Here is a 17,642-nt window from a genome sequence, read left to right on the forward strand (position 1 = left end):
AGCCCGGATCACCCGATCGGGAGGCACGCGCGCGTGCGGGGGCGCCGGTTCCGCACCCGCGCGGCCGGTGTCCCTCAGCTCACGGCGAGCCGGAACGCCATCCTGCCGAAGGCGACCTGGTCACCCTCGCGGACGACGACCGAGCCGGTCACCCGGCGGCCGTTGACGGTGGTGCCGTTGGTGGAGCCGAGGTCCCTGAGGACCCACATGCCGCCCTGGCGGCTGAGCTCGGCGTGCACCCGGGAGACGGTCTCGTGGTTCAGGCGCAGCCCGTTGGCCGGGTCGCGGCCGATGCGCAGCGGATGGGTGCGCTCCGGGTGCGGCAGCAGCAGCTTGGGCAGCCGCTCGGCCTGCCAGGCCCGGCGCAGCCGTACGGTGAACCCGGAGACGGCCTCGACGGTGCCGAGGACCGCGCGGGAGAGGCGGTTCTCCCGGGGCAGGTCGGCGACGAGGGCGGCCAGTTCGTCGGCGCGGCGGGCGGCCAGCGCCAGCTCCATGCGGCGCACGAACGTGTCGTGCGAGAGCCGGCCCATGGCGACGCCGTCACGCAGCACCTGCAGCGCCTTGTCGCGCTCCGCGTCGGACAGCCGCGCGGGGTACGTGGAGAACTCGAAGGACGACGTCACGCTGGTGATTGTCGGGCAGTGAACCCCGGGTGTCCAGAAAACGCGGAATCGGCGCCGGTCTGCGGGTACTTCCGCGACACCCGCCGGGAAAGGGCGGATTCGAAAGCGGATCGATCGTCCGGGCGGGCACGATGGGGGCGCGGGACATCACGGTGAGCAGGCGAGACATCACAGACGAAGGGGAACCGTCCGTGCAGTTCGAGGTGTGGGCACCGCAAGCAGACCGAGTGACGCTCCATTGCGAGGGCGGCACGCGCGCGTTGGCGCGCGATCCCGAGCGCGCGGGCTGGTGGACGGGGGAGGCGGAGGCCGGGGACGGCGCGCGGTACGGCTTCGCGCTGGACGACGGGCCCGTACTGCCGGACCCCCGCTCGCGCCGTCAGCCGGACGGTCCCGAGGGGCTGAGCGCGGTCGTGGACCACGGCCGCCACGCGTGGCGCACCGAGTGGGCGGGGCGGGAGCTGCCGGGTGCCGTGCTCTACGAGATGCACGTGGGCACGTACACCCGGGAGGGCACCCTGGACGCGGCGGCGGCCCGGCTGGAACACCTGGTGGAACTGGGCGTCACGCACGTGGAGTTGATGCCGGTGTGCCCGTTCCCCGGGCGGCACGGCTGGGGCTACGAGGGGGTGTCGCTGTGGGCGGTGCACGAGCCGTACGGCGGCCCCGAGGCGCTGAAACGGTTCGTGGACCGGGCGCACGAACTCGGCCTGGGGGTCGTCCTGGACGTCGTGCACAACCACTTGGGGCCGTCCGGGAACCGTCTGCCGCTCTTCGGGCCGTACTTCACCGACGCGCACCACACGCCGTGGGGGTCGGCGGTGAACCTGGACGGGCCCGGCTCGGACGAGGTACGCGCGTTTCTCATCGGCAGCGCGCTGGCGTGGCTGCGGGACTACCGGATCGACGGGCTGCGGCTGGACGCGGTGCACGCGCTGTACGACACGCGCGCGTGCCACTTCCTTGAGGAGCTGTCGGCGGCCGTCGATATGCTCGCCGGGGAGCTGGGCCGGCCGCTGTTCCTGATCGCCGAGTCGGACCTGAACGACCCGCGGGTCATCACTCCGCGCGCGGAGCACGGCCTCGGGCTGCACGCGCAGTGGAACGACGACTTCCACCACGCGCTGCACACCGCGCTGACCGGGGAGTCGCAGGGCTACTACGCGGACTTCGCGCGCGCCCCGTTCGCCGCGCTCGCCAAGACGCTCACCGGTGGCTACTTCCACGACGGCACGTACTCGTCGTTCCGGGGCCGGCACCACGGCCGCCCGCTGGACCGCGCGCGGGTGGCCGGGCACCGGCTGCTCGGCTACGGCCAGACGCACGACCAGGTGGGCAACCGCGCCCAGGGCGACCGGCTCTCCGCCCGGCTCTCCCCCGGCCTGCTGGCCTGCGCGGCGACGCTGACGCTGACCTCGCCGTTCACGCCGATGCTGTTCATGGGCGAGGAGTGGGCGGCGGGCACGCCCTGGCAGTTCTTCACCGACCACACCGACCCGGAACTGGCCGAGGCGGTACGGCGGGGCCGGCGGCGGGAGTTCGCGGCGCACGGCTGGGCGGAGGAGGACGTGCCGGACCCGCAGGACCCGGCGACGCGTGAGCGGTCCTGCCTGGACTGGTCGGAACCGGAACGCGAGCCCCACGCGCGCGTGCTCGCCTGGTACCGCAGGCTGATCGCCCTCAGGCGCGAACAGCCGGACCTCACCGACCCCGACCTGGCCGACATCAAGGTGGCGTACGACGAGGACGCCCGCTGGCTGGCCTTCCGGCGCGGTGACGTCCGCGTGGCGGTGAACCTGGGCAAGGCACCGGCGGCGATCCCGCTGGGCACCCGTCCGGCGGCCGTCCTCGCGGCGTGGGAGCCGGTGGAGCTTCCGGGAGCGGACGGGTTGCTCCAGGTGCCGGGGGAGTCGTGCGTGGTGCTGGCGCAGCCCTGAGGCGGTGCCCGAAAGCCGTCCGGAGCCGGTTTCCTACGGCTCCGGCTGGTCCTCCTTGAAGTCCGACAACCGCTCCAGCAGGATCGGCTCCCACGCGCTCCGCAGCTGGGTCCGGAGCAGCGCCGGGGAACCGCCCGCGCGGCCCTCGAGGTGGTCGGCGAGCCGGATGACCGCGTCGCAGCGGGCGAGCCACAGGCCGCGCAGGCAGGGGCGGGCGCCGTAGCCGGCGAGGGTGGCGGCGCGGACGGCCGCCGGGGAGCCGACGGCGACGGCGAGGCCGGCGATGTCCTCGGCGGGGTCGCCCAGCGCCGCCCGGGTCCACTCCAGGACGCCGCGCACCCGGCCGTCGGCGCTGACCACCACGTGTTCGCCGGTCAGGCCGTGGTGGGTGAGGACGGCGGTGCCGGGCTGCGCGGCGAGCTGGGCCGCGCCGGGCGGGGTCAGCTGGTGCAGCCGGGCGGCGTCGAACTCGTCGGCGGCGGCGAGCCCTTCGGCCGCGTGCACGGCCATGCGGCGCAGCGCCTCCAGGGAGCGCGGGGCGGTGCGCGGCACGCCGAGCGCCTCCGCCTGCCGTACGGGCACCGTGCGCAGCCCGGTGAGCAGCCCGGCGAGGTCGGCCTCGCCGACGGCGGAGACGTCGTGCTCGTCGGCCGTGCCGCCGGGCACCTTGGTGTCCAGGGTGTAGGCGAGGCCGGGCGCCCAGTCCCCGTGCGCGACGCTGGTGGGTACGGCCACGGGCAGGTGCGGCCGGACCAGGTCACGCAGGCGCAGTTCCCGGCGGCGCAGTGCCGAGGCCTCGCGGTCGGGCGCGAGCCGCAGCACATGGCGGGCGCCGACCCACCACGTGTACGCGCGGCCCTCCGTCACGGGGCGCACGTCGGGGCCCGCGGTGTCGTCGCCGCCCTCCTTGAGCAGCGAACGGACCAGTCTGCGGACGGTGTCCGCGGTGGGTGTCGGTGCCTGGGTCATGGGTCGCGCGTCGCCGTTCCGGGATGTCGTCGAAAAGGGGTGTCTCCTGGCACTCTGGCTGGTCTCTCAGTCCACTATGACCACATCACGCGTGGTGTTGTTGAGACGACGGCCGCCGTCCTCGGTGACCGTGACGATGTCCTCGATGCGCACCCCGAAGCGGCCGGGCAGGTAGATGCCGGGCTCGACGGAGAAGCACATGCCGGGCACGAGCGGCTGTTCCTCACCCTCGATCATGTACGGCGGCTCGTGCGTGGTGACGCCGATGCCGTGCCCGGTGCGGTGGATGAAGTACTCGCCGTACCCTGCGTCGGTGATCACCGCGCGGGCGGCGCGGTCGACCTCCTGGCAGGCCACGCCGGGCCGTACGGCCTGGTAGCCCGCCTCCTGTGCCTCGCGCACGATGTCGTGCACCCGGCGCTCCTCCTCGGTGGGCTCGCCCACGTGGACCGTGCGGGTGGTGTCGGAGCCGTAGCCGTCCTTCAGGCCGCCGAAGTCCAGGACGACCATGTCGCCGCGCTCGATGACGCGGTCGCCGACCTCGTGGTGCGGGTTGGCGCCGTTGGGTCCGGAGCCGACGATGGTGAAGTCGACCTGGGAGTGGCCGAAGCGGCGCAGCAGGCCGGCGAGGTCGTGGCCGACGTCGGACTCGCGGCGGCCGGCGAAGGGAACTTTGCGGATCTCCTCGAACGTTGCATCGGCGGCCGCTCCGGCGGCGGCGAGGAGTTCCAGTTCCGCGGCGTCCTTGACGGCGCGCAGCATGGGGAGGGCGTCGGTGAGAGAGGCGTAGGAGGTGTCCGGCAGGGCGCGCTGGAGGCCCAACAGGTGCATGGCCCAGGTGTTGTCGCTGATGCCGAAGCGGCCGCGGCCGTCGAGGAGGGCGGCGGTGACGTCGTAGGGGTCCTTTCCGTCGGTCCAGTCGCGCAGGGTGAGCGCGGACGCGCCGACCGCGTGCTCGGCGTCGGGGGCCTCCAGGGTGGGCACGACGAGCACGGGGTCCTGGCCGGGGGTGAGGACCAGCACGGTGAGCCGTTCGGTGACGGCGGTGGGCGTGTAGCCGGTGAGCCAGACCATGTCCGGTCCCGGCGCCACGAGCAGCCCCGCGAGGCCTGCGTCGGCAGCGGAGCGCGCAGCGCGCTCCATGCGGGCCCTGTAGTCGGCGGCGGTGAAGAGCGCGGGCGTACTACCGGTCATCCGGGCCTCCGGGCGCGGGTCGGGAAACGGGCGACGGCATCTCGGGCAGCATCCTGCCCGGCCGGACAGGGTGACGCGAGCCGATCGCCGGTACTCCCCGCAGGGCGCGGTCGGCTCGGGAGGGACTCGGCATGGGGCCATCATGGCGCGCGGTGCGAAGGGTGACCAGCGAGTTACCCGGGGTGCCCGGAAGCCCCCGAGACGGAGGCCGAACCGGCCCGCCGCGAGGCCGGGAGGCAGGGACCCGCACCGGCGCGCCGTGGAGTTCCGCGACAGAGACCCACACCGGCCCGCTGAGCGGTCGTGAGGCAGAGGCGCCCGCACCGGCCCGCCGAGAGGCCGTGAGCCCGGGACGAACCGGCCCGCTGAGCGGTGCCGAGGCAGGGGCGCCTGCACCGGCCCACTGAGAGACCGTGAGCCCGGTCACGAACCGGCCCGCCGAGCGGTCGTGAGGCAGGGGCGCACGCAGCGGGCCGCCGGGAGACCGTGAGCCCGGGGACGCACCGGCCCGCTGAAAGGCCATGCACCAAGGCCCGCACCAGGCCGCCGAGGAGTCCCGAGGCACAGACCCGCACCCGCCCGCCGAGCGGTCGTGAGGCAGAAGCGCCCACACCGGCCCGCCGAGAGACCGTGAACCCGGGCCCAACCGGCCCGCCGAAAGGCCATGCACCAAGGCCCGCACCAGGCCGCCGAGGAGTCCCGAGGCACAGACCCGCACCCGCCCGCCGAGCGGTTGTAAGGCAGGGACCCGCGGCGGGCCGCCGAGGGCTTCTGAGGCAGGGACCCGCGTCGCCCACCGAGGGGTCGGGAGCCAGGGCGCGAACCGGCTCGCTCAGGAGTTCCGAGGCACAGACCCGCACCGGCCCGCCGAGCGGTCGTGAGGCAGAGGCGCCCGCACCGGCCCGCTCGGCGGTCGTGAGGCAGGGGCACACGCGGCGGGCCGTTGACAGGTCATGCGGCGGGGCCCCGCGCCGGCTCGCTCAGGTCACCACGCCCGGTACGGCCGTCAACTGCTGGTAGCCCCCGCCGCTGTGACGCACGGTGAGGAGCACCGCCTTTCCGGGGCGGGCTCGGGCGACGGCCCGGGCGAGGTCGGCGGCGGTGTCGACGCGGACGGAGCCGAACTGCAGCAGCACGTCACCGCGGACCAGCCCGGCCGTATAGCCGGGGCCGGGCACGTGCACGCCCACCACCAGCGCGCCCGCCTTCTCCGCGTCGACGGCCTCGACGCCCAGAGCCGCCCCGGCCGGGAGAGCGGGAGCGGGGCTGGGCGTGGCGGCGGGGGCGGTGGGCGTGGCCCTGGCCGGCGGCGTGCCCGGCGGGGCCTGGCGTTGCAGTTCGGCGAGCCTGCTCATGCCGATGACCGTGGCGCCGACCGTGCCGATGCCGATGCCGGCCAGCACCAGCAGGGTGCCGGTGCACACGACGAACAGCAGGGTCCGCAGCCGCCGTCCGCGCCGTGGCGCGGCGTGCGGACGGCGGGACGGGTCGGGGGTACCGCCCTCGCACGGGTCCTGACCGGGCATCGGCTTGGGACGCAACGCAGTCTGTTCCATGGTTCGCTCGCCTCCGGCTGGTGCTCTACCCGGGGCGCCGGGCCGCGACGAGACACGAACGAGTGAGACTGGCCGGAGCGTGGCGGAGGGTAGCCATGGACCCGGGGACCACCATGCGGGGCGCGGTGCTCAGCCCGCTCCCACCCGTCCCACCGGTGCTCCGGCCGGTCCCACCAGCCGCCGTACCACGTCCTGTGCCGCTCCCCCGGGGCTTGTGCCGTGGAGGAGTTCCGTGCGGTGGACGAGTCGGGGTGCGCCGAGCGGGACGGCCACCGCGCCGGGTACGGCGTCGGCGGTCGAGCGCGGCAGCAGGACGAGGCCGTGCCCTGCGGCGGCGAGGGCGGTGAGGGCGCGCAGGTCGGTGCCCTCGTAGCGCAGCGCGGAGCGGAACGCGCCGCCGCCGGTCGCCGCGCGCAGCTGGTCGAGCGGGAGGGCCGCGTCGGGCGCGTCCAGCCAGCGGGCGTCGGCGAGGTCGGCCAGGCCGAGGCCCGTCCGGGCGGCGAGGGGGTGCCCGGCGGGCAGCAGGACGCTCACGGGTTCCTCGGCGACGCCGTGCGTGGTCAGCGGTGCCACGTCGGGCAGGCGCAGCGGATCGCTGGGCGCGGCGAGCCCGTCGACGAGGCCGAGGTCGGCGGTGCCGGTGGCGACGGCCGCCGGGATCTCGGCCCGGGTGAGGACGCGCAGGATGACACCGGCCGGGGGGAGGGCGGCGAGGACAGCGGCGCCGAGCGCGGTCGGGGTGGTGGCGAGGGTCAGTCCCTGCTGGGGTGCGGCGGCCATGCGGCGGACGTCGGCGCGGGCCGCGTCCAGGCGCAGCAGCAGCGGGCCCGCGTGCTCCAGGAGCCGCTCTCCGGCCGCGGTGGGGCCGACCGGCCGCCGGGTCAGCAGGGGCGCGCCCAGGTCCTGTTCGAGCGCGGCGATGTGCTGGGAGACGGCGGACTGGGTGTAGCCCAGCTCGCGGGCGGCCTCCGAGAAGGAGGCGAGGCGGGCCACGGTGACGTACGTACGCAGCAGATGCGGGTCCATGCGGCAAAGGATCGCATCAGTGATGCTTATCGATGGTGCAGTGATCATCGTTGGACGTGAACTCGGGCTCCCGCTGAGGATGAGGGCATGACGAACACCGCCACCATCGCCCTCGTCGGCGACCGCTCCCCCGACGTCGTGTCCCACACCCGTGTCCCGCTGCTGCTGGAGGCTCTCGCCACACATGACCGGCTGATCCTCGACGCGTACTGGATCCCCTCCGAGGACGCCGGGGCCGAGGGCGCGGTCCGGGGGTTCGATGCCGTGTGGGTGCTGCCGGGCAGCCCGTACCGCAGCGAGGCGGGTGTCCTCGCGGCCGTGCGCACGGCGCGCGAGGAGGGGATTCCGTTCCTGGGCACGTGCGGCGGTTTCCAGCATGCGCTGCTGGAGTTCGCCCGCAACGTGTGCGGTCTGACCGGGGTGGCGCACGCCGAGAACGACCCGGAGGCCGCCGACCCGCTCATCGAGCCGCTGGCCTGCTCGCTGGTGGGCCATGAGGCCGCGGTGACGATCGAGCCGGGCTCGCTGGCGCAGTCCGTGATCGGTTCTGCGCGCACGGTCGAGCGGTACTTCTGCGCCTACGGCCCCTCCCGCCACCTCGACACGCTCCGCGCCCACGGTCTGCGGTTCTCCGGGCACGACGAGGAGGGTCGGGTGCGGGTCGCCGAACTGCCCGGTCACCCCTTCTTCCTGGCGTCCCTGTTCCAGCCGGAGCTGGCCGGCGACGGCTCGCGCCCGCACCCGATGGTCCGGGCGCTGGCGCGAGCCGCGGTCGAGCACGCCGCGTCCCGGCTCGCCCGGCCGGCGTGACCGCCCGCCGGCCGGTCCGCCGGTACCGGTGCGGCGTCAGCCCGTGTGGCCCTCCCCATGGCCGCCGTGTGCCCCACCGTGGTCGAACTTCATCGCCTCGGGCGGCATCACGACGAAGGGCCGCATCATGCCCATGTCCTCGTGCTCCAGCAGATGGCAGTGGTACATGAACCGGCCGTACGCCCCGTCGAAGCGGCCCATGACCCGCAGCATCTGGCTGCCCGGCACCCGGAAGACGTCCTTGTTGCCCCGCTCGTTGGGCGCGAGCGGGATCGCCCGGCCGGCGTCGTGACGGATCGGCGTGCGGGTGCCGCCGACGGCCGGGTCGAAGCCCGAGACGTCGTAGGCGTCGCGGCCGAGCAGCTGGAAGTCGGCCAGATGGATGTGCATGGGGTGGACGATGGGCGCGAGGTTGAGGAAGCTCCACTGCTCGTAGCCGCCCTCGGCGATGGTGAAGCCGAGGCCGTCGTTGAACGTACGGGAGGTGCGCCGGTATGTCCTCGTGGTGCCGTCGGGCCCGGTGACCTGCACGATGCCGTCGGCCGGGAGCGTCAGGCCGCTCGGGTCCTCGACCTCGGTCAGCTCCCAGATCTCCGGGTGGCCGCCGGCCCCCTTGGTGGCGGGCGGGGTGAGCAGGATCAGGCGGTGGCCGTGCGGGAGGTCGTGGGTCAGGCGGCGGAAGGACCCGGAGAGCACCTCGGGCAGCTCGAAGGTGTCCTCCGCACACGTCTCGCGGATCCGGAACTCCAGGACGTGCGGGTAGCGCACGTTGCCGGCCGGGTCCGGCACGCCCGGCGGCCGGCCCGGGCCCTTGTTCACCAGCCGCAGGGTGCGGCCCGCCAGCGCACGGAAGTCGACGAGCAGGTCGAAACGCTCGGCCGGCGCGGCGGTCAGCGTGGGCAGGTCGCCGTCGAAGTCGACCGGCACGGGGCGGGGCAGCAGCCCGCCGTCGCTGCCGATCTGGTGCACGACGCCCGGTACCGGGTTGCCGTCCTCGTCGATCAGCACGAGCTCGAAGATGCGCGCGTTCGAGGCGTTGACCAGCCGGAAGCGGTACCAGGCCGCGTCCACCTCGGCGTACGGCCAGATGCGGCCGTTGACCGTGGTGTACGGGCCGGTGAACGGGATGGAGACCGGCTTTCCGGTCTCCGGGTTGCTCTGCTGGACGATCACCGTCTTGTGCAGCAGCCGGCCGTTGAGGCGGCCGTCCTCGTCGGTGTCGAGGTTACGGTCGGCGAGGAGCAGCGGTATCTCCCGCTCCCCGGACGGCAGACGGAGGGCGTCCTCCTCCTCGTCCCGGACGAGGTAGGTGCCGTACAGGCCCGTCATCACGTTCCACCGCGTGATGTTCATCGCGTGGTCGTGGTACCACCACTGCACCGCCTGGTGGTCGTTGGGGTACTCCGACAGCTGGGCGTCGCCGTACCCGACGGCGTTGTCCGCCCAGCCGTCGTTGCCGCCGCCGGTCTGGGCGCCGTGCAGATGCGTCACCGTCCAGGCGGGCAGCGCGGCGACGTCCTTGTCGGGCTCGACGCCCTCGCGGCCGGGATCGGTGCTGGGCGGCGGTGCGCCGGGTGCGCGGGCGGGCACCTCGACCGAGGTGACCGGGTACTCGCTGTCCTTCGGTATGCGGTTGGTCCAGGCGATGCGGACGCGCTGTCCGCGCCGCACCTCGATGGTCGGGCCCGGCACCTGCCCGTCGTACCCCCACATCAGGGTCGGCGGCAGCTGCGGGTGCAGGCGCACCCAGGTCGGGCGGATGGCGATCTCGGTCTCGCGCAGGACGTCCGCGGAGGCCGGGCGCAGGACGGGCGGGACGGGCAACGGCTCGACGTACGGCGTCAGTTCGGTGGTGACCGGCGTTTCGTCCGGCTCCTTCTCCGCCTGCTGCCCGGCCGCGCCGGTGGTCCGCTCGATGAGGTCGGTCAAGCTGAACACCCCCGTGTGTTCTGGTCTCGTTCCCTCACCCTGCAAGACTCCCGGCGGCTCGCCGAAGTTCCCTGAATGTCCGCTTCCGGACGCGAAGGGCCGAAAAGCAGCGGGTGCCGGGGCAGGCGGAGCCGGGCGGGGCCCGACGGCGTTGTCAGTGGCGGCTGTTACGTTCTGTGACATGACCGATCACGCCCTGCGGCTGCTGCGGCAGCACCGGCACCTTGCCGAACTGGCTGCTTTTCCCTTCGAGTTCGACCTGGAGCGGGCCGACGACGGCCACGTCGAACCGGTCCGCCTGGCCTCGGGCGGCCCGCTCGAGGTGATAGCGGGTGACGACTCCGGCGGCACGTACTTCCTGTGCGCGGACGGCTCGATGCTGTACGCCGACTCGGAGGGCGGGGCCGGGATCATCGGGGCGAGCGCGGACGAGGCGCTGGAGATCATGATCGGTCTGCCCGGCCGGCGGGACTACGTCGACCTGTCTCCGGCGGACGGCGAGGAGGCGATCCTCGCGTACGTGACCGAGACGGAGGACGAGATCCGCGAGTGCTACGGCTTCGACGCCGAGCGCGTCGAACTGCGCGCCGCGCTCGGCCTGCCGGAGCGTTCCCCGGTGGAGCTGATCGGCGTGCTGCACGCGGCCCTGCTGCGCACCGAACCGGACCATGTGCTGCTCAACGCCGAGGAGGGGATGGCCTATCGGCTGCTGGACAGCCATCCCCGCCCGCCGTTGTGGGAGCGGGTGCTGGCCGAGGGCCGGGCCGGCCTCGCCCGGCTGCGCGCCGGGGACACCGCCGTGGCCGACGATCCGCTACGGCGCCGGCTGGTACTGCGGGCCGCGCAGTTCGACCGCGCGGACGGTGACCTGCCCGTGCTGCGGCTGCTGCTGCGCCGGGAGGCGGAGTCCTCGATGAGCGACGAACTGCGGCTCGCGGCCGTCCTGGTGGGCCTGCACGGGGATCCCGCGGACCTGCCGCTGCTGCAGGAGGTGCGCGAGAGGGACTACGACACCTGGTGCGGCCCCGGCGGCATACCGGATCCGGACGCCGACGGGACCGACCTGCGCCGGTGGGCCGAGGGCCTGGACGGCTCCCTGTTCGGCACGGACCCGTCCGAAGAGCCGGAGTCGACGTGGACGGACCTGGCCGCGGCGCAGGGCCTCACCGAGCCGGCCAGGGTGACCCTGATCCGGCGGCTGGACGCCGTCGTCATGAACCAGAGCCTGCTACGGCGGCCCGACGCCCCCACCGCCATCGACCCCTCCCCGCTCGGTTCCCTGGCCTACGACCTCGAGCACCTCGGCGACCTGGAGCAGGCGCTGCGCGCCCAGCGTCTGTACGCCGCGCTGGGGGACACCGCCCGCGACCGGGTGTCGGCGCTGCGGGACCAGGCGCGGCTGGAGCGCGAGACGGGCCGGCTGGTCCCGGCCGCCCGGACCCTGGCCAGGATCCGGGACACCGTCATCTTCCCGGGCGACGACTCGCTCGGACACTGGCGGGAGGTCAACCCCGGCCGGCACCTCGCCCAGGAGCACTACGCCCTGGCCCGCACCCTGGCCGAGGCGGACCTCCTTCAGGAGGCCCGCGCGGTCCTGGCGGGCGGCGAGGCGATACGCGGCGAGCTGGCCGGAGCGGCCCGCGCGGGGCTGGACGAGGCCGCGGCGGAGGTGGCGGAGCGGGTGGACGAGGTCAGCTGACGAGCTGGACGGGCGGCGCGGGGGCCCGGTCGGGCAGGAAGCCGTGGGAGCGGCGGCCCAGCCACTCGGCCCTGTAGCGGTCCACGTTCCGGTGCCAGTTCAGGATTCCGGCGAGCCAGTTCTGCAGGTCGAGGACATAGTCGTCCATGGCCGCCCGGCCTGCCTCCGACAGCGCGAAGTCGTCGTACAGCACGGGCAGTTCATGCTCGATGACGTGCTCGAACTGCTGCATGCGCTGGGTCGTCAGGTCGTGGACGACACCGAGCGCGGTCGGGTAGTCGACGCCGAAGAAGTTCTGCACCACCAGTACGGCGTTGTGGAACTCGCCCTCGTACTCGATCTCCTTCTGGTAGGAGAAGATGTCGTTGACCAGACAGGCGTAGTCGATGGCGGCGTTCTCCAGTGAGCGCACCGGGCCGCTGCGGTACACCTCCGGCGGGACGGCGGGGCCGTGGCCCATCCGGCACAGGCTCAGGGTGAGATCGGAGCCGAAGGTGGCGCGTCGCATCTCCAGGTAGTCGACCGGGTCGGGGATGCGGTTCTGCAGCTGGTTGGACAGCTCCCACACCCAGCTCTCGGTCATCGTGTCCACGGCGGCCTTCAGGGTGCGCCGCTCGTCGGCGGTCATGCCGGCCGTCGTCCGCGCCCACAGGTCGACGAGCCCGCGTTCCATCGCGTCGGCCGGGACCAGGGCGGGCTCGCCCTCGACGGGCATGCACTGCGACAGCCGGGCCGTGGTCAGCCGGGCGGCGGCCAGGTCCCGGCGGTGGCCGTAGACCAGCGGGTAGTAGTCGTCGCCGTACGTCCCCCAGGCGAGCCACTGGGCGCTGAGGTCGAGGGCCTCGGGGGTGGCGTCCGGGTCCATGCCCGCGGAGCACAGCGCGAGGTCGTAGGCGGCGAGTTTGTCCTCGTCCCAGATGCCCTCCTGGAGGATGCCCATGCGGTGCGACCAGCCGACGAGGTTCCGGCGGGCGTCGTCGAGATGCGGGCTCAGTTCGAGCCGGTAGGGCATGGGGAACTCGGGCAGGATGGACGGGCCGACCGTCTGGTACGGCAGGTGGGCGTAGGCGCGCAGGCGTTCCTGGGCGGCCGAGGCGAGGAGCGCGCCGACGTCGGCGGCAAAGACGCCGGGGCCGCTCGGCAGCTGCCAGGGCGATCCGCTCCGGGCGCCCTTGTTCATGTAGCGGCTGGAGCGCAGGTGCCATTCATGGCCGCCCGACTGCCAGTCCTGAAGTCCCTTGGTGTAGGCGGCGATCGCGGCGGCCTGGTCCGGGGTGAGGCCCTTCTCCAGGGCCACGGCGGGTACTTCGGTGAACGCGGTGTGCTCGAACTGGTGCAGGCGTGAGGTGAGGATGTCGTTGACGGTCTCGGCGGCCTCCTGGGTGGTACAGCCGAAGAAGGTCTCCAGCACCAGCACGCCGTTGCTGTTCTCGCCCTCGTCCTCGACCTCGCGCTGGTAGGAGAACAGGTCGTTGCGCAGGTGGACGGCGTCGGCGAAGGTCTCCATCAGGACCCGCAGCGGGCGGGTGCCGGCGACGGCGGCGGGCACCTCGGCGGTCGCGTACTCCACGAGCCCGGCCGACCAGGGGGCGCCGCCCACCTTGCGGCGCATCTCGATGTACTCGACGGGGTTGGCGATCCGCCCCTCGTTCATGTTCGACAGCTCCCACATCGACTCGTTGAGCAGATGCTCGGTGGCCACGGAGAAGCGGCGGCGCCAGTCCACGGACATCGACGGCACCGTGCGCGCCCACAGGTCCTTCAGCCCCGCCTCGACGGGATTCTCCGGCTGCGGCACGGGGGTCGCCGGGTCGAGCGGCATGAACAGCGGCAGGCGGTCCAGGTGAGCCTTTCCGGCGGCGCGGTCCTGGGTTCGCTTGTACATGTCGAGGAAGTGGTCGTCGAAGAAGAACACCCACACGTACCAGTCGGTGATCAGCGAGAGAGCGGGTCCGTCGCAGTCGGGGTGGGTGTAGGCGCACAGGAGACCGTAGTCGTGCGCCTCCAGGTCGGCCTGCTCCCAGATCCCGGATCCTTCCAGCATGCCCATCTCGCGCGCCCACTCGGTCGAATGGGCCCGGGCCTCGTCGAGGTGCGGGTTGAGCCGCGCGGGATACGGCATGTAGAAGTGCGGGAGTTCGAACGGCTGCGTCATGGCCGGGCCCTACCCGTGGCCCGCAACACCCATCCCCCGCCCGGGACATGATCACACCATCGCGTGAACCCCGCCGGGAACGGGGAACTTCCGCCGCCCGCCGGGGGCGATCACGACTGCGGGGCCGGGAGTCCAGGGGCCGGGTGCGGGGAGGACGAAACGCCCGTGGGAGAGCAGGTCGAGCGTGGCGGAACCGGGTTTCGACCCTGTCGTAACGGGCGGTCACCTGCCGGCCGTGGACGGCGGGGTGACCGCGGAGCTCCAGGTCCTGCTCGCCGCGGTGGCCCGCGCCACCGGGCGGATCGGGCTGGTCGCCGGCATCCCGGGGGCGGCGCTGTATGACCCGGTCGTCCCCGGCCGCCGGGCAACACCGCCGGCCCCACCCCTATGCCCCGGTCCGCGCCCTTGCCGTGCCCCGGCGGGCGGGTCACGGTAGGCGCATGACCTCCTTTGTGCTGCCCCATGAGGTGCACGGCGACGGCGCCCACAAGGTGTTCGCCGTGCACGGCTGGTTCGCCGACCGGTCCGCCTACGCCGCCGTCCTGCCGGATCTCGACCGCACCTCCTTCAGTTACGCGCTGGTCGACCTGCGCGGCTACGGCGAGGCCCGGGACGCGGTGGGCGCGTACACGACGGCCGAGGCGGCCGGGGACCTGGTGGAGCTGGCCGACCGGCTGGGCTGGGACCGGTTCTCGGTGCTCGGGCACTCCATGGGCGGCGCGGTGGCTCAACGCCTGGCGGCGCTCGTCCCGCACCGGCTGCGCCGGATGGTCGGTGTCTCCCCGGTGCCGGCCTCGGGAGTGCCGCTGGCCGGCGAGCAGGCCGCGCTGTTCACGGACGCCGCGCACAGGCCGGAGAACCGGCGCGCGATCATCGACCTCACCACCGGGGGCAGGCGTCCCGCCGCCTGGCTGGACCGGATGGTCGCCCGTTCGCTGGAGCGCAGCGACGCGAAGGCGTTCCGGGCCTGGCTGGACTCGTGGGCGGGCGAGGACTTCCACGCCGGTGTCGTGGGCAGCCAGGTGCCCGCCCTGGCCGTGGCCGGTGAGCTGGACCCGGCCCTGTCGCCCGAGGTCATGCGGCAGACCTGGATGTGCTGGTATCCGCGTGCCGAGCTCGTGGCACTGCCGTTCGCCGGCCACTACGCCATGGACGAGTCTCCGCTGGACCTGATCCGCGCGGTCGAGGACTTCCTGCGCGCGGACGCCGAAGACTCCGCGGGCGCCGAAGACTCCGTTGACGCCGATGACTCAGCGGCTGCCGTGGTCCCGGTCGGCGAGAGCGAGCCGGCGTGAGCGTGCGTGAGGCCTCGCCGGTGCCCGACGTGTTCGACCCGCGCCGGTACGCCGTCGGTGTGCCGTACGACGACTACCGCCTGCTGCGCGACCATCACCCGGTCGCCTGGCAGGAGGAGCCGGAGGTGCTCGGCTGGCCGGCCGGGCCGGGCTTCTGGGCGGTGACCCGGCACGAGGACGTCGTCCGGGTGCTGAAGGACGCCATGACGTACTCCTCTCACCTCGGCGCGACCCAGATCCGTGACCCGGACCCGGCGGACCTGCCGTTCATCCGCCGCATGATGCTCAACCAGGACCCGCCGCTGCACGGGCGCTTGCGGCGGCTGGTGAGCCGGGCGTTCACGCCGGGCCGGGTCGACCGGTTCGCGGCCGTCGCCCGGGAGCGGGCACGCACCCTGCTCGCCGGGGCCCTTCAGCAGGCCCGGGAAGGGGACGGCACCGTCGATCTGGTGGCCACTGTCACCGACGAGTACGCCCTGCTGAACCTGGCGGATCTGCTGGGCGTGCCGGAGAGCGACCGGCGGCTGCTGCTGCACTGGACGCAGCGGGTCATCGGCTACCAGGACCCGGACGAGGCCGGTCCTGAGGTGCTGGACGCGACGGGAAAGCCGGTCAATCCGCGGTCACCGGCGATGCTGAAGGACATGTTCGCGTACGCCGGACAGCTGGCCGAGCACAAGCGACGGCATCCTGCCGACGACATCCTGACGACGCTCGCCCACGAGGCGGAACTCGCCGACGGTGAGCTGGAGATGTTCTTCTTCCTGCTGACGGTCGCGGGCAATGACACGGTGCGCAGTGCGGCTCCGGGTGGGCTGCTGGCGCTGTCGGAACACCCGGCGGCGTACGACTCGCTGCGCGCCGGGAAGACGGAACTGTCCACGGCCGTCGAGGAGTTGCTGCGCTGGCATCCTCCCGTGCTGACCTTCCGGCGGACCGCGGTGCGGGACACCGAGCTGGCGGGGCAGCGGATCCGGGCCGGTGACAAGGTCGTGGTCTTCCACGCCTCGGCCAACCGGGACGAGCGGGTCTTCGCCGATCCGTCCCGGCTCGACCTCGCCCGCTCCCCCAACCCGCACGTGTCCTTCGGCGACGGCCCGCACGTATGCCTGGGCGCCCACTTCGCACGGTTGCAGCTACGGCTGTTCCACGAGGAGGTGCTGCGGGCGCTCCCCGCTCCGCGGCCGGCGGCACCGGCCGGGCGGCTTGTGTCGAACTTCATCAACGGCATCAAGTCCCTGCAGATCAAGGTCACTTGACCTCGACCCCGGAGACCTGGATCAGCGCGTGCGTGCCGCTGGTGCGCCAGCTCCCGTGCTCGGCCGCCTCCAGCGCGGCCTCGGCCGGCGCGGACAGGCCGGTGATCACGTCCGACTTCAGGGTGCGCAGCGCGGCGACCGGGCCGGGGAACCAGTCGGTCGTCTCCTGGAAGGGCGTGGTCGGCGGCCAGAGCCGGTCGCCCACCAGACGGCGGTAGTTGAGGTCGCCCTTGAAGACGGTGAGGTCGGCCGCGGCGAACTCGGCGCGCAGGTCGTCCGGCATCTCCGCGTACGGCAGCGGGGCGCAGGAGAAGGGATGGGCGCGCACGGTGAGGCGGCCGTCGGCCATGGCCGACCAGAGCACGCGCGCGTACTCGGCGGCCGCTCCGGACGCGGCCCGCAGCCGGTGGAGCGCGTCGACGACGTCGGCGGTGGTGGCGTCGGAGACGTAGTACGGGTACGGCTTGACGTGCAGCACCGCCCGGGCGGCCCGGCCCTCGGTGAGGAGATGGGCGAGCAGCAGCAGGTCCGGGACGAGTTCGCGGCCGGCGTTGTCGGCGACCAGGACGAGTGTGGCCGCGCTGCCGGGCGGCAGCAGGGACCACAGGGCCGCGCTGTCGTCGGCGACCAGCGCGGGGGCCGGGTCCCGGGCCTCGGCGCCCTCGGCGGAGAGCCGGAAGCCGAGGTCGGCGCGGTTGCCCCACAGCGAGCCGTGCAACAGGGCTCGCGCCCGCTCCTCCTCCGGCAGGCCGGGCAGCGCGTCCAGCGCGGCCAGTTCCCCGTCGGTCTCCGGCGCCTCGAGTTCGGCGCGCTTGAACGGGCGGAAGGGGTCGATGCCCTGCCAGGGCCCGGGTCCGAACCAGCCGACGGCCTCCAGCAGCCGGCGGTAGAAGTAGCTCTCGGCCCACAGCCACGGCACGTCGTACCAGGAGAGCCCGGCACAGCCGGGCAGACCCCACGCCTGCCACCGGTCCCGGTCCGGGGCAGCGGCGGGCAGCGGCTCGACCGTGCCCTCGGTGCAGCTCTTCAGCAGCTCGTCGAGTGCCCGGTGCTGCCCGGGTCCGTACGGGAAGGCGTCCCGCACCCGGCCGATGATGGCGGGATGCCGCTCGGCCAGCACGCTGTGCGGGAACGAGCCGGGTTCGTTGCCGAGGATCACGGGTGCGAACGGGGTGGGGGGCATGTCC

General features: G+C 73.6%; 13 protein-coding genes. 5 read left to right on the forward strand and 8 right to left on the reverse strand.

What is annotated here, in order from left to right; all coding sequences use genetic code 11:
• Positions 1–74: 74 nt before the first annotated feature.
• Positions 75–626, reverse strand: coding sequence for a DUF1707 and FHA domain-containing protein (locus FB563_RS03600; protein ID WP_055708421.1), 552 nt, complete (start codon positions 624–626; stop codon positions 75–77).
• Positions 627–817: 191 nt separating this feature from the next.
• Between FB563_RS03600 and treZ the strand changes: the two genes are divergently transcribed.
• The gene (gene treZ / locus FB563_RS03605; protein WP_055708420.1) at positions 818–2,563 is read left to right on the forward strand and encodes a malto-oligosyltrehalose trehalohydrolase; all 1,746 of its coding nucleotides are present in this window, start codon (positions 818–820) and stop codon (positions 2,561–2,563) included.
• A gap of 33 nt (positions 2,564–2,596) precedes the next feature.
• Here the strand turns inward: treZ and FB563_RS03610 are convergent, their stop codons facing one another.
• From FB563_RS03610 to FB563_RS03625, 4 genes are all read right to left on the reverse strand, one after another.
• Positions 2,597–3,532 (reverse strand): phosphotransferase family protein, encoded by a 936-nt coding sequence (locus FB563_RS03610; protein WP_055708419.1) that lies wholly within the window; start codon positions 3,530–3,532, stop codon positions 2,597–2,599.
• A gap of 66 nt (positions 3,533–3,598) precedes the next feature.
• The gene (locus FB563_RS03615; protein WP_055708418.1) at positions 3,599–4,726 is read right to left on the reverse strand and encodes an aminopeptidase P family protein; all 1,128 of its coding nucleotides are present in this window, start codon (positions 4,724–4,726) and stop codon (positions 3,599–3,601) included.
• Between the two features lie 980 nt (positions 4,727–5,706).
• The gene (locus FB563_RS03620) at positions 5,707–6,282 is read right to left on the reverse strand and encodes a PDZ domain-containing protein (protein WP_142218451.1); all 576 of its coding nucleotides are present in this window, start codon (positions 6,280–6,282) and stop codon (positions 5,707–5,709) included.
• 129 nt (positions 6,283–6,411) lie between these two features.
• On the reverse strand, positions 6,412–7,308 hold the full coding sequence (locus FB563_RS03625) for a LysR family transcriptional regulator (RefSeq protein ID WP_055708692.1): 897 nt from the start codon (positions 7,306–7,308) through the stop codon (positions 6,412–6,414).
• Between the two features lie 87 nt (positions 7,309–7,395).
• On the opposite strand from FB563_RS03625, the gene FB563_RS03630 reads away from it, so the two are divergent.
• Entirely contained in the window at positions 7,396–8,118 is a 723-nt protein-coding gene (locus tag FB563_RS03630; RefSeq protein WP_055708693.1) for a CTP synthase C-terminal region-related (seleno)protein, read from the forward strand.
• 36 nt (positions 8,119–8,154) lie between these two features.
• On the opposite strand, the gene phsA is transcribed toward FB563_RS03630, so the two are convergent.
• Entirely contained in the window at positions 8,155–10,047 is a 1,893-nt protein-coding gene (gene phsA, locus FB563_RS03635) for an O-aminophenol oxidase PhsA (RefSeq protein ID WP_055708700.1), read from the reverse strand.
• A gap of 181 nt (positions 10,048–10,228) precedes the next feature.
• Here phsA and FB563_RS03640 point away from each other — a divergent pair, with 181 nt between their 5' ends.
• Positions 10,229–11,746 (forward strand): hypothetical protein, encoded by a 1,518-nt coding sequence (locus FB563_RS03640; protein ID WP_055708694.1) that lies wholly within the window; start codon positions 10,229–10,231, stop codon positions 11,744–11,746.
• Here FB563_RS03640 and cyc2 read toward each other — a convergent pair.
• On the reverse strand, positions 11,739–13,901 hold the full coding sequence (gene cyc2, locus FB563_RS03645; RefSeq protein WP_055708695.1) for a germacradienol/geosmin synthase Cyc2: 2,163 nt from the start codon (positions 13,899–13,901) through the stop codon (positions 11,739–11,741). The two genes, FB563_RS03640 and cyc2, sit on opposite strands and share 8 nt — an antisense overlap.
• A 440-nt stretch (positions 13,902–14,341) precedes the next feature.
• On the opposite strand from cyc2, the gene FB563_RS03650 reads away from it, so the two are divergent.
• Together FB563_RS03650 and FB563_RS03655 are read left to right on the forward strand one after the other, a co-directional pair.
• Positions 14,342–15,196 (forward strand): alpha/beta fold hydrolase, encoded by an 855-nt coding sequence (locus tag FB563_RS03650; protein ID WP_079048982.1) that lies wholly within the window; start codon positions 14,342–14,344, stop codon positions 15,194–15,196.
• A complete protein-coding gene (locus FB563_RS03655) occupies positions 15,193–16,455 on the forward strand; it encodes a cytochrome P450 (protein WP_055708696.1) in 1,263 nt (420 codons plus the stop codon). The genes FB563_RS03650 and FB563_RS03655 overlap by 4 nt, the downstream gene beginning before the upstream one ends.
• On the opposite strand, the gene FB563_RS03660 is transcribed toward FB563_RS03655, so the two are convergent.
• On the reverse strand, positions 16,448–17,638 hold the full coding sequence (locus FB563_RS03660) for a damage-control phosphatase ARMT1 family protein (RefSeq protein WP_055708701.1): 1,191 nt from the start codon (positions 17,636–17,638) through the stop codon (positions 16,448–16,450). The two genes, FB563_RS03655 and FB563_RS03660, sit on opposite strands and share 8 nt — an antisense overlap.
• Positions 17,639–17,642: the final 4 nt, after the last annotated feature.

The sequence above is a fragment of the Streptomyces puniciscabiei genome, from assembly GCF_006715785.1.
GTDB lineage: Bacteria > Actinomycetota > Actinomycetes > Streptomycetales > Streptomycetaceae > Streptomyces > Streptomyces puniciscabiei.

Coding starts and splice junctions, on each gene's coding strand:
- FB563_RS03610 (WP_055708419.1), bottom strand. CDS start 3,532: ATGACCCAGGCACCGACACCCACCGCGGACACCGTCCGCAGACTGGTC.
- FB563_RS03615 (WP_055708418.1), bottom strand. CDS start 4,726: ATGACCGGTAGTACGCCCGCGCTCTTCACCGCCGCCGACTACAGGGCC.
- FB563_RS03620 (WP_142218451.1), bottom strand. CDS start 6,282: ATGGAACAGACTGCGTTGCGTCCCAAGCCGATGCCCGGTCAGGACCCG.
- FB563_RS03625 (WP_055708692.1), bottom strand. CDS start 7,308: ATGGACCCGCATCTGCTGCGTACGTACGTCACCGTGGCCCGCCTCGCC.
- FB563_RS03630 (WP_055708693.1), top strand. CDS start 7,396: ATGACGAACACCGCCACCATCGCCCTCGTCGGCGACCGCTCCCCCGAC.
- FB563_RS03640 (WP_055708694.1), top strand. CDS start 10,229: ATGACCGATCACGCCCTGCGGCTGCTGCGGCAGCACCGGCACCTTGCC.
- cyc2 (WP_055708695.1), bottom strand. CDS start 13,901: ATGACGCAGCCGTTCGAACTCCCGCACTTCTACATGCCGTATCCCGCG.
- FB563_RS03650 (WP_079048982.1), top strand. CDS start 14,342: ATGACCTCCTTTGTGCTGCCCCATGAGGTGCACGGCGACGGCGCCCAC.
- FB563_RS03660 (WP_055708701.1), bottom strand. CDS start 17,638: ATGCCCCCCACCCCGTTCGCACCCGTGATCCTCGGCAACGAACCCGGC.